The organism is Butyrivibrio fibrisolvens (genome assembly GCF_037113525.1).
Taxonomy (GTDB): Bacteria; Bacillota; Clostridia; order Lachnospirales; family Lachnospiraceae; genus Butyrivibrio; species Butyrivibrio fibrisolvens.
Map to the genome: position 1 here is coordinate 4,333,640 of NZ_CP146963.1, position 12,645 is coordinate 4,346,284.

The window sequence follows — 12,645 nt, forward strand, 5'->3', positions numbered from 1 at the left end:
TTTCGATTCGAGCTTGCTCGAAATCGAATATGAATTTATGACCCGCAAAACATGAGCAAAGTAGCACGTAGTGCGGATTTGCTCATGTTTTAGGATTGTGAGAGTTTCGAAGAAACGGAACAATCCGTTAGTCATAAGGTGTCAAAAGGAACTTTTGACACCTACCTCATTATTTTAAGAAGAAGTAAGCAAGTACCACTACACCAAGTATTATTCTGTACCATCCAAATACTTTGAAGTCATGCTTTCTAATATAACCCATAAGGAACTTGATAACGATTATTGATACAACAAAAGCTACTACCATTCCAGTTACAAGGATCGCAATCTCTGATGAACTGAATGCAAGTCCGAACTTTACAAGCTTAAGAAGACTTGCGCCGAACATTACAGGGATTGCAAGAAGGAATGTAAACTGGGCTGCAGCTGTTCTTGATACACCGATCATAAGTGATCCTACTATTGTTGAACCACTTCTGGATGTACCTGGGAAGATAGCTGCTATAAGCTGGAATACACCTATGATAAGTGCTGTCTTAAAATCAATTTCTTCCAGAGTCTTAATAACAGGTTCTTTTCCCTTATTCTTATTTTCTATAATAATGAAAAGAATACCGAAGATGATAAGCATGGTTGCAACGACATATCCGTTGTAGAGATGTTCATCAAGCCAGTCGTCAAAAAGGACGCCCACTATAGCAGCAGGGATGCACGCCACAAGGATCTTGGCCCATAAAATCCATACATCTTTTCTGTTAACTCTATGCTCTTTCCTTGCCTCTTTACTAAAATCCCATGGGAATATCTGATTCCAGTAAAGGATTACAACGGCAAGTATAGCTCCAAGCTGAATTACAACAAGGAACATATTCCAGAAGTCTTCTGAAACGTTCATTTTTACAAATTCATCCAAAAGGATCATATGGCCTGTAGAACTTACCGGAAGCCACTCTGTAATTCCTTCAACTATTCCATATAAAACTGCCTTAATTATATCCAGCATTTTAAACCTCTCTATTTATTCATATATAATTCGAATTATTTCTGATCACAAATAACATCAGTTCGCCATTCGTGATTCACTACATTCAGCCAATTCCATACACTTCTTTTGCAAACTGACGAAGTCTTGGCATAGCGCGCTCAACCTTCTCAGTATCTATGCAATATGCCATTCTGAAGAATCCGGGAGCACCGAAATTGTCAGCAGGAACCAATATAAGGTCATAATCTTTTGCCTTATTACAGAATGCTACAGAATCTTTTTCAAGAGCTTTTGGAAGAATATAGAAGGTTCCGCCCGGCTTTACAACTGTAAATCCTATGTCTACAAGTGTGTCATATATTATGTTCATGTTGGTCTCATATACTGAAAGATCAGATGTAAGATCGCACACCTTGCCTACTGCCTGCTGAATTATGGATGGTGGGCAGTTATGACCGATGCCTCTTGATATCTGGCCGCACATAGGAACTATGAACTCTGCGTCATCTGCTTCAGGATTAACTGCTACATATCCGATTCTTTCTCCCGGAAGTGACAGTGCCTTTGAGAAGGAATAGCAGGAAAGGGTATTCTTATAGAACTTAGATACGTATGGTGCATCTGCATCCTTGAATATGATCTCCCTGTATGGCTCATCAGAAAGAAGATATATAGGATGGCCGAATTCTGCTGCCTTTTTAGTCATAGTATCTGCAAGATATTTAAGAGTCTGTGTAGAATATGCTATTCCTGATGGATTGTTAGGAGTATTTATAAGAACTGCCATTACATCACTTGTAAGCATTTCTTCAAAAGCCTCAGTGTTGATCTGGAAAGTCTCGGTATTAGCAGGAACAACCTTTAAAGTGCATCCTGCACCTTCAATATATGGTTTATATTCAGGGAAAAAAGGTGCGATAGTAAGAACTGTATCGCCAGGCTTTGTCACCGCTCTTACAGCATGTGAAATAGCGCCTGCAGCACCAGTTGTAGGGAAGATATGATTCGCTGTATAGCTCATACCGAATCTTTTATTTAAAGACGCTGCAATAGCTTCTTTGTATGAAGGATCTCCAAGTGTGGGGCTATAACCATGAAGCTTCATTGGATTCTCATCCTTAAGCATCTGTATCATTGTATCTGTGAATTCCTGCGGAGCAGGTACGGACGGATTACCAAGAGAAAAATCAAATACATTTTCATATCCGATCTCTTTGCCTCTGGCAGATGCATATTCAGCCAGGTTTCTGATTACGTTTTTAGCGCCAAGCATAGCTTTAAATTCTTGATTGATCATTTGTGGAACCTCCTCACCCTAAATAACTAATTCATTCCCGGCCTTCTCCCCTTACACCTTGATAAGACCAGATCCTGAAAATGATTATATTTATAAAAATACACAACAGACTTATATTAACATATTTGCAAAACAAAATCCCTCCCGGAAAGATTTAGGATAAATCCATAATCTTACCGAAAGGGATAAGTTGATCTATTTTAACCTATATAAAGATCTGATCAGAATCCGCTAAATAAAGATTCAACATCTTCAGCAAATTCTTCAAGCTCGTCTTCATCAGCATTACCAAGATCTAAAGCATCGTCATCAATTTCGATCTTCTCGATCTTAGCACCTTTAGTTGCCTGAATTGTTAATGTGAAATCTTCGATTTCATAATATGAATATGAATATGAATCAATTTCAATATCATCAAACTCAAGCTTGAATCCGCCCTTAACCTTTTCATATGTACCTGAAAGAGTGAAAGAGTCGTATCCGTATTCATCGCTATAAGAGATTGAGATCTTACCGGATTCCTTGTCGTACTCCATCTCAGAAGTCTTTGTACCGTTAGTATATACTTCCTGAGTGATCTTACCGTCTTTCTCTTCACCTTTTACTTCGTAAATAGTCTCTTTGCCGTACTTAACTTTCATGTTCTGTGCAGGATAGCTTCCGCCTTCAAAGAGAATCTGTACCTTACTTTCACCCTTAGGCTCAAGAACGATAGCAGCGATCTGGTCTTTGTAAAGATAGAATGTAATATCCATCTTTGAGCTCTTATCCATACTATCTGTGATCTGGTCAAACATATCTTCAAGATCTGTTCCTGTAACCTCCTCAAGAAGGTCTACAAGATCTTCGTGTGATTCAAGAGCTGTCTTATACTCTTCAAGCATTGCCTCAACAGAGTCCTTGTCAAGTGTAGTTGTATATCCGATGCACTTTACATCTTTACCGTTAACTTCGAACTCTTCTTTGTCAGCTTTTTCAAACTCAAGAGTTGCAAGTGCTTTTGAGTTAGCCTTCTCAAAGTCCTTTACAAGGCTTTCTGAATCAGCAAAAGCCTTAAGAACGGCATCGATCTGATCAAATGTAACGTCTCCGCCCATAAGATCTTCAAGATCGCCATCTTTCTCTTCTGTAAAATCATAATAAACCGGGTTATCAAGTCCCTTCAGATCGAAGCAAACTTTTGACTGGTTCATATAGAAGTTAAAGCGAGTTGAAATCACGCTTGCACCAAGTTCTCCGGATACAGACGTTTCCTTTTTAGTCTTGGCATAGCTTAAACTTGCATCTACCTTTACGCCGCTAACCTTACCATTAAGCTCTACATCTACCTGAAGATCATCAGCAGAATCCTGAAGAACAGATGTATCAATTACGCTTGACTGCTTGAGAGTATTAGCAAGTGCTCTCTCGATCTTAGTTGCCGGTGAACCAAACATTCCTGCTACCTTAACAACAAGGAAGATAACAAGAACAGCTATTATAGCAACTGCTCCAATTCCAAGGAAAAGACCTGTCTTTTTCTTAGGCTTCTCTGGTGTTGTTCCAAAAGACTGTCCCTGATAAGGTGTCTGGCTGAATGGCTGTCCTGTCATAGGATTAAACGCTGGTCCGTTCTGTGGCTGCTGTACCGGCTGACCTGTAGCCGGATCAAATTTTGGCTGCTCATTTCCTTCTGGAATAGGCTGGCCTGTCATCGGATCAAATCTCATAATATCCCTCCTGAATTGTGATTTGAAATAAAATGCCAATGATGTTAAATATTTGAAGTATTGAAATCACGATACAGAAGAAACTTCTTGAAATCCCCCATTTCAATACAATCAATTTCTAAAGATGTCACGAAAACCATTCTATAATACTTTGTATTACAATTCAATTACCTTCGACGAAACGTCATTTTTATCTGATAAAACGCTTTAGACATCTGTAAATGGTTTTTTTAATCCCATTTTGCTATCATAAAATGATGTAAGGTCCCATGAAGAAAGAAGGAATGATCCATGTCTGCAAAAGAAAAGATCCTGGAAGTTTTAGACAATAATAAAGGCTCCTATGTTTCAGGAGAAGAACTGGCAACGTCTATCGGAATATCCCGCGCCGGAATCTGGAAGAATATCAAAACTCTCCAAAAGGAAGGATATCTGATAGATGCAGTGACCAACAAAGGATACAGCCTTCGTGACAACAATGACGTATTTGACGAAGACAAGATCAGAGGATACCTTACGATTCCCCAAAACAGTATTGATATTCAGATCCTTAAAGAAACTGAATCCACCAATTCCGCTGTTTATAAAATGGCTCTTACAGGGGCAAAAGAAGGTCTTGTTATCATTTCAAGGCAGCAAAGCATGGGACGTGGTCATAAGGGACATAGCTTCTATTCTCCTGCAGGCTCAGGCATTTACTTAAGTCTCCTCCTTAGGCCGGAAAACTTGTCTTTGCAGGATACCGGCTTTATCACCTGCATGGGAGCTGCTGCCATGTGCAGATCCTTAAGGGAAGTTTCGGGAAAAGAGGTTGGTATCAAATGGGTGAATGATCTTTTCCTTAATGATAAAAAAATATGCGGCATCCTTACTGAAGGGGCGCTCGATCTTGAAAGCGGAAGCCTTGACTTCTGTGTTACTGGATGCGGTGTTAATCTCTATCCCCCAAAGGATGGCTTTCCAAAAGAGCTGTCCGAAATCGCAGGGGCGCTGTTTGAAGACTATACTTTTGATGCTGGAAGCAGGATAACAGCTGGATTTATTAATCACTTTTTTGAATATTATGAAGAATTCAAAAAAGGAAACCACGACGGTTTCCTTAATGACTATAGATCGTATTCTCTTATAATTGGCAAGGATATTCTTATTGAGATAGACAAAAAAGAATACCATGCGCATATTACTTCCATAGATGATAAATGCAGACTGGTCATCAACTATGAAAATGTCAGTGACTATCATTTAGAACCTGGAAAAGGCAGTGTCAGAAAAGTATTCTGATTCATTAAAACAACAGTTCTATTATCCTAAGGTACGCGCCTGCAGGAAACAGATACGATACGATCTTAAGTGAAGGAACATAATCTGATACATCCTGCCACACAGGGCATATCACGAGCTGAGCTATAAGCAGCGTTGATATCCACGCCATATAGCTTATTCCGTTATTCACAAGCTTGCCAAACAGATACGTCCACATCACGGCAATAAATGAAAAGATCACAAATAAGAAAATATCTGCAAAAAATCCTATAGATGGATCGAGTATTCTTACCAGAACAAATCCTACTGCTGCCGGTACGATGACCCCTGCGATATACAAAAGGATCTCAAAGCGCGTCCTTTCTTTAAAAGAAAGAGCTCTCGAAACTGTGCTGGCTGTTCCATAGAATTTTTCACTACCATTAAGTAAAAGAGCCATGGTGATAAGTATCATCACAAGACCTCTGACAGGCTGCATCTTCTTTTCATCAGATGTAGCACGTACGCCTTCCACTGTCTGATAGTCCGCATTAAAAACTTCATCTCCTAAAAGGAGTCTGTCATACTCGGCCAAAAGGAAGTCTCTTAATTCCTCATCATCTGACCCGTAAATCTCTGCTCTCTTACTATCTATAAGTATTCTTCCATATATCTCAAAGAATTCTGAAAAAACAGTTTCTTTGGCAACTTCACCCTTGGTCGTATAATTTGATGCAACGTATTCAATGAGCTCATCTGTGTCGCAAAGAGCTATTTTTTCATCAAAATCATCTGTAAGAACAAAGCCGCATTCTGCGCTTCCACTTGTTACTGCTTCTATCAGCTCTTCATAAGTATCTGCAAGCTCAAACTCAAAAATAGTATCCTCTTTATCCGAGGCTGTGATCAGGCTGTCTATAAGTTTACTTCCATAGCTATATGCGCTTTCACCGCTGTTTTCACTATACAAAAGAACTCTTTTATTATTGGCTGAAGGCGCAGTGACAAAATGAACTGCCATCACAGATAAAGCCATAAACAGTGCGATCACCCACAAAAATGGACGTAGGAGCTGCCTTTTAAAAAGAAGGACGAACCACATATTATCTCTTCTCAGGAGTGCATTTTTCTTATCTGACATATAATACCTCCTGTTCCGAAAATAAGTCCTATCACAAAAAGGAGTATGCTATTAGCCGGATCCGGATATGAAAAAAGGATCTGTGATAATCCTGTTCTCCATATTCTAAGCGGCATGAAGTTTCCAATCTTTTGAAATACATCAGGCAAAAAAGCCATGGGGAAAATGCATCCTGATGAAAAAGCCATAAGGATTGCCACAAGTATCAGAATCATTGCGTTTTGCGCTTCGATATCAGAAAGTGAATATATAAAATGGAAAAATCCTCCAAGAGAAAATGAAAGGAGCAAAAGCCCTGGAATCATCGATGCTTCAAAATATAGCGCCGCAAAAGATCCCGCCGTTTTTGTATATATCATAAGAATACATATCATACATATTGATATAGCAAAAACAATAGTCGTCATCACCAAAAGTCTGATCATCCCGGCAATAACAGGACCTATTCCGTTGATACGAAGCTTTTTTCTCACAGTGATATCATTGCCCGCATACATATTCCCGAATATGAGACCGAAAAAGAGAAGGATAAGGGCAAAACCGGATGCAATATAGTACTGAAGTATGCTCTCTTCTCCAAACGCAGATACCAAAGAGTCTCTTATAACACTGTTTCTATCAAGAGCATTTCTGGTAAAAAGATCTGTAAGAAGATTCTCCATATCACTTCTTGAAATGACCATGGAATAACCGTTTATCCACGTATCGGTTGCAGCATAAATCCCGGCTTCTCCTGTTCTAATAAGTGAGACGCCATTTCTGACTTCCTCATGGAAGACATCGGTATTAAGCTCTGTATCAGAAGGAAGAAGGACTATCGCAGGTGTATTGATACCTGTCATAACGTCATTTATAAATGTATCTCCTAAGATTATCGCAGCCTGAATACTTCCATCTTTTATACCAGCTCTGGCTTCATCTTCAGACAGATAAGTAAAGTTTGCAATGTCACTTACACTATCCTGCATCTCAATAAGAGAAGACAGGGACTTTAATGTACTGCCCTCATCTCCCTCAGGAAGAACCATCGCCACGGTCGCCTTTTCATAGTCTGTCAGATGTGTCATGACAAAGCCAATCCCGGCTGTTCCTATGCCGATGATAAGAGCCATAAGCAGGATGGAAAAAAGCATGTGACCAAAGCTTGACAGCATGCGCTTATATTCAATTCGTATATACTGAAGCAGGTAACTTTTTTTCATTAGCTTATCGTCTCTTTGTAAGTACGCCGTTTTCCATACTGAATACCTTTGTACTGTCATTCATTTCAAGTTCGTCATGTGTGGCTACAACAATAATACCGTTGCCCTGTCTGAATTTTTGCATCCAGGTACGTATCTCTTTTTTGTAATATATATCAAGCGAAGCGGTAGGCTCATCCATAATAAGTACAGGAGGATTGCCGACACAGGCGCAGGCGATCGCAACTCTTCTTTTCATGCCGCCTGAAAGCTGCGAAACTTTCTTTTTCAAAATATCATCAAGGTAAAATTCTCTGACAAGATCCTCTTGCGGCCTTCCTCCCTTACCGCTCCAAAGACTTATATTGTCCTGAACATTCAGTTCATCAAGAAGTGGATTATCCTGCGGAAGATAACCTGTGAACTGTCTAAAGACTGACTTCTCCTTATCGGCTCTATGGCCCCAGAAAGAAATCGTGCCTCCTGCAGGCTTATCGATCCCGGCGAGAATTCTTAGAAAAGTAGATTTGCCGCTTCCGTTTCTTCCGATGATAGCTATCTGGTCACCGGGTGCGGCATCAAAAGATATTCCTTTTAAAACTTTATTTTTACCATATGCTCTTGTTATATCCCTTACTTCAAGCATATTCTCCTCCAACTGCGTATTCTGTCAGTTTACAAGCTCTAAGAAAAAGCCGCGCTACGTGTGCTTACGCAGCGCGGCACATATCATGCCATTATAATATCATGCATCAAGCTTTGCTGCAGCAAGGAGTGCAACTTCGATCATATCGTTGAAGCTTGTCTCACGTTCCTTGGCAGTAGTCTCTTTAGAAGTTACAAGGCTGTCGGATATTGTAAGAAGGCATGCAGCGTTCTTGGAAAGAACATTTGCATTATGGAAAAGAGCATAGCTTTCCATCTCTACGCATACGCATCCCTTATCCTTATTGATCTCTTTGAACTTGCTGAAACCATCCTGATAATAGAAAACATCACCTGAATGGATAGGTGCTTCAAGAACCTTGATTCCTGAATCCTTAGCGCACTGCATGATAACGCCGTTAAGGTCCTTATCAGGATACATGAATTCAGAATCAGCTCCGCCCTGCATCTTAGCATAGCTGGACTGGCTGTAAGCCTTGCTTGCAAGTACAACATCAAGGAGATCAACGTCAGCTGTGTAGCTTCCTGCTGATCCTACTCTGATGATATTCTCAACATCATAGAACTTGTAAAGCTCATATGAATAAATACCAATACTTGGCATACCCATACCTGAAGCCATTACTGAAACAGGTGCTCCCTTGTATGTACCTGTGAATCCAAGCATATTTCTAACATCATTAACAAGTCTTGGGCTTTCAAGGAAAGTCTCTGCGATATATTTAGCTCTAAGCGGATCTCCCGGCATAAGAACAGTCTTTGCAAAATCACCTTTCTCCGCGCGATTGTGTGGTGTACTCATAATAATCCTCCTAACATGATTTGTCATAAATCCTATTGCATAGCATGTGCTAATGCAATATCTCGTTTTTACAACAACAAAATAAGTTGCACGGCATTAGGACTGTTTTAGAATCTGAAAAAGGTCCAAAACCATACCACATATATTATACTTCAAAACTGCACAGTTTTTGAAGTTCATTTTTGTAAACTCTTACAAAAGAAGATAAAATCATCTTAAAAAGCCTATCATTTAAATGTTCCTTTCACTTTCTTCCACAGCATGCAATCTGATAATCTTCTTGACATTTAAAGGCAAGGGTCTTATATTTTATGTAAGCACTTACATTTTTTTATAAAAAACTATATTAATGCGACTTTTTAGTCTTTGTTTTGGATAATTTTGGAACGTAATTACATAAAATCTTTTTTCAAAATATACACATAAGGAGCTTTATGAAAGAATTTATTAGAATCAATGACTCAGACAACGTTGCAGTTGCTCTGATGCCTCTTTCAAAAGATAAGACTATCGATCTTGGTGACATCAAAGTCACTTTGCTTCAAGATATACCCCAGGGACACAAGTTTGCGCTTGCCAAAATAAAATCAGGCGATGCGATAATCAAATACGGCAATCAGATCGGGATCGCCAAAGAAGACATTCCTACGGGAAGCTGGGTTCACACACACAATATAGGAACCGCTCTTGGTGAACTTCTTGAATATAACTATAATCCCGTGCATGCAAGTATCACCGGCTCAGAAGAGAGATTTTTTGACGGATTCAGAAGATCTGACGGCAAAGTCGGCGTTCGTAATGAAATATGGATCGTTCCTACTGTCGGATGCATGAACTCAGTTGCCAAAGAGATAGAGCGTAGCGCTCAGCATCTTGTAGGCGGATCCCTTGAATCCATCTTTGCATTCAATCATCCTTATGGTTGCTCTCAGATGGGCGATGATCAGGAGAACACAAGAGAGATCCTTGCTGATCTTATAAGACATCCAAATGCAGGCGGCGTTTTGGTCCTTGGCCTTGGCTGCGAGAATTCCAATATCGACGTTTTAAAGCCGTACCTTGGCGACTATGATGACAAGAGGATCAAATTCCTTGTAGGTCAGAATTCTGAAGATGAAGTTGAAGATGCACTTGCCATCCTTACTGATCTTGCAGAATATGTTAAGACTTTCAAAAGAGAAAAATGCAGTGCGTCAGAACTTATAATCGGCATGAAATGCGGAGGTTCCGACGGACTTTCCGGAATCACTGCCAATCCAACTGTAGGAGGCTTTTCGGATATTCTCATAAGCAAAGGAGGTACGACAATCCTTACTGAAGTACCTGAGATGTTCGGCGCAGAGCAGCAGCTCATGAACAGATGTGACAACGAAGAACTCTTTGATAAGACAGTCTGCCTTATCAATGATTTTAAGAACTACTTCAAAGCTCACAACCAGACAATATATGAGAACCCATCACCGGGCAACAAAGCAGGAGGCATCTCAACTCTCGAAGATAAGTCCAACGGATGTACTCAGAAGTCAGGAAGTGCTCCTGTCAAAGGCGTACTTAAGTATGCAGAGCCTGTACATGAAAAGGGTCTTAATCTTCTCTCTGCCCCAGGCAATGATCTTGTTGCATCAACGGCGCTTGCTGCTTCCGGAGCACAGATCATCCTCTTTACAACAGGAAGAGGAACGCCTTTTGCCAGCCCTGTACCTACAGTTAAGATTTCTACCAACAATGCTCTTTATAACAAGAAAAAGAACTGGATCGACTTTAACTGCGGCACTATCGTAGAGACAGATACTGTAAGCGGTCTGTCAGAAAAACTATTCGAGTACGTTCTCGAAGTTGCTTCCGGCAAAACTGTAAAGTCTGAAGATGCAGGATATCATGACCTTGCAATATTCAAACAGGGTGTAACACTTTGATCAAGACTAATTGTTACTTCTTTTTACGCTTTAAATATTGTGTATAAACCAAGATTCAAATACTAACATTACAATTCAACGATCTTACAAATGGATTTAATAATGTTTATTTATAGAAAATAATTCATATATTTAATAAAGAGAGGGTTAAAAATGAAAACTTTAAGTTACAAAACACTTGAGGAAAACGGATACGACGGATACCTGTTAAAGGATGCTCCCGAAAGAGTACTTCAGTTTGGTGAAGGCAATTTCCTTCGCGCATTTGTAGACTATTTCATTGATCTTATGAATGAGAAGGCTGGATTTAATTCTAAGGTTGTACTGGTACAGCCTATTGCAGCTCCAATGATCCATGACATGATCAATAATCAGGATGGCCTTTATACTCTCTATCTTCGCGGACAGGAGAATGGTCAGGCAGTCAACAAGAAAAGAGTCATCTCCTGCGTATCACGCTGCATAGATCCATATGCCGAGTTCGATGCTCTTATGGCCTGCGCAGATAACCCGGATCTTAGATTCATTACATGTAATACAACAGAAGCAGGAATCGCTTATGATCCAAACTGCAAGTTTGAAGATAAGCCAGCTGCTTCATATCCAGGTAAACTCTGCCAGTTCATGTACAGACGTTTCCAGAAATTTGGCGATCAGAAGGGCAAGGGTTTCATCATCCTCTCATGTGAGCTTATCGACAACAATGGTAAGGAGCTCAAAAAATGTCTCCTTCAGTATGCTGATCTGTGGAATCTTGGAGATGACTTCAAGAAGTGGATCGATGAAGAGAACATCATCTGTTCTACACTTGTAGACCGTATCGTTCCAGGTCGTATCAGAGATGCTGAGGAAGTTAAAAAGATCGAGGAAGAAAACGGATATCATGATGATCTTGTAGATGTGGGTGAAGTATTCGGTTTCTGGGTTATAGAAGGACCTCAGTCCATAAAGAAAGAGTTCCCTTGTAAAGAGGCTGACCTTCCAATCCTCATCTGTGATGACCACAAGCCTTACAAACAGAGAAAGGTTCGTATCCTTAACGGAGCACATACTTCCTTTGTACTTGGCGCTTACCTTGCAGGTGAGAATATCGTACGTGACTGTATGCATGATGAGACTATCCACGGATTTATGGACAAGCTCCTCTATGAAGAGGTAATTCCTACACTTACACTTGATCCTGACGACTGCAAACAGTTTGCAAGTGATGTAACAGACCGTTTTGCTAACCCTTATGTAGATCACCAGCTCCTGTCCATCTCTCTTAACTCTACTTCCAAGTGGAAAGCAAGAGTTATGCCTTCCTTCAAGGGTTATGTAGAAAAATACGGAAAGCTTCCTTCATGCATCACAGCATCTTTTGCCTTCTATGAGATGTTCTATCATCAAGGCAAAGAGCTCACAGATAAGGGTCTTGAAGCTGTTCGCCCTAGCGCCGCTGTTACACCTGTAGTTTCAGGACCATCCGAATATGTAATAAGCGATGACAGACCTATCCTTGAGTTCTACTATGCTCACAAGGATGACGACGTTGCTGCTCTTACTCATGCAGTTCTTTCAAATACAGATTTCTGGGGCGAAGACCTTACCAAGATTGAAGGATTCGAAGAAGCTGTTACAGGTTATGCTAAGATGATAGAAGAAAAAGGCGCTTATGAAGTAATGAAATCCTGCCTTAACTAAAAATAAATATAGAATCTAATAGT

Annotated in this window: 10 protein-coding genes; 3 read left to right on the forward strand and 7 right to left on the reverse strand. The window is 40.1% G+C overall.

The features are described from left to right. Window positions 1–169: 169 nt before the first annotated feature. From WAA20_RS18485 to WAA20_RS18495, 3 genes are all read right to left on the reverse strand, one after another. Window positions 170–1,003 carry an undecaprenyl-diphosphate phosphatase gene (locus WAA20_RS18485; RefSeq protein ID WP_073390411.1) on the reverse strand — a complete coding sequence of 278 codons (834 nt, stop codon included), beginning with the start codon at window positions 1,001–1,003 and terminating at the stop codon, window positions 170–172. An 85-nt stretch (window positions 1,004–1,088) separates the two neighbouring features. Then, window positions 1,089–2,282, reverse strand: coding sequence for a pyridoxal phosphate-dependent aminotransferase (locus tag WAA20_RS18490; RefSeq protein WP_073390409.1), 1,194 nt, complete (start codon window positions 2,280–2,282; stop codon window positions 1,089–1,091). A 221-nt stretch (window positions 2,283–2,503) separates the two neighbouring features. Beyond that, entirely contained in the window at window positions 2,504–3,991 is a 1,488-nt protein-coding gene (locus WAA20_RS18495) for a hypothetical protein (RefSeq protein WP_073390406.1), read from the reverse strand. Between the two features lie 291 nt (window positions 3,992–4,282). On the opposite strand from WAA20_RS18495, the gene WAA20_RS18500 reads away from it, so the two are divergent. Further along, window positions 4,283–5,272, forward strand: coding sequence for a biotin--[acetyl-CoA-carboxylase] ligase (locus WAA20_RS18500; protein ID WP_073390404.1), 990 nt, complete (start codon window positions 4,283–4,285; stop codon window positions 5,270–5,272). A gap of 4 nt (window positions 5,273–5,276) precedes the next feature. On the opposite strand, the gene WAA20_RS18505 is transcribed toward WAA20_RS18500, so the two are convergent. The 4 genes from WAA20_RS18505 to deoD form a co-directional block, all read right to left on the reverse strand. Beyond that, window positions 5,277–6,374: a hypothetical protein gene (locus WAA20_RS18505; protein ID WP_073390402.1), complete on the reverse strand. Its 1,098-nt coding sequence runs from the start codon at window positions 6,372–6,374 to the stop codon at window positions 5,277–5,279. Next, complete coding sequence (locus WAA20_RS18510; RefSeq protein WP_073390400.1) at window positions 6,347–7,576, reverse strand: ABC transporter permease; 1,230 nt, start codon at window positions 7,574–7,576, stop codon at window positions 6,347–6,349. The genes WAA20_RS18505 and WAA20_RS18510 overlap by 28 nt, the downstream gene beginning before the upstream one ends. 4 nt (window positions 7,577–7,580) lie before the next feature. After that, a complete protein-coding gene (locus WAA20_RS18515; protein WP_073390399.1) occupies window positions 7,581–8,201 on the reverse strand; it encodes an ABC transporter ATP-binding protein in 621 nt (206 codons plus the stop codon). Window positions 8,202–8,300: 99 nt separating this feature from the next. After that, on the reverse strand, window positions 8,301–9,023 hold the full coding sequence (gene deoD, locus WAA20_RS18520; protein WP_073390398.1) for a purine-nucleoside phosphorylase: 723 nt from the start codon (window positions 9,021–9,023) through the stop codon (window positions 8,301–8,303). Between the two features lie 434 nt (window positions 9,024–9,457). Here deoD and WAA20_RS18525 point away from each other — a divergent pair, with 434 nt between their 5' ends. Together WAA20_RS18525 and WAA20_RS18530 are read left to right on the forward strand one after the other, a co-directional pair. Next, window positions 9,458–10,939, forward strand: coding sequence for a UxaA family hydrolase (locus WAA20_RS18525; protein WP_073390396.1), 1,482 nt, complete (start codon window positions 9,458–9,460; stop codon window positions 10,937–10,939). 153 nt (window positions 10,940–11,092) lie between these two features. After that, on the forward strand, window positions 11,093–12,622 hold the full coding sequence (locus tag WAA20_RS18530; RefSeq protein ID WP_073390394.1) for a tagaturonate reductase: 1,530 nt from the start codon (window positions 11,093–11,095) through the stop codon (window positions 12,620–12,622). Window positions 12,623–12,645: the final 23 nt, after the last annotated feature.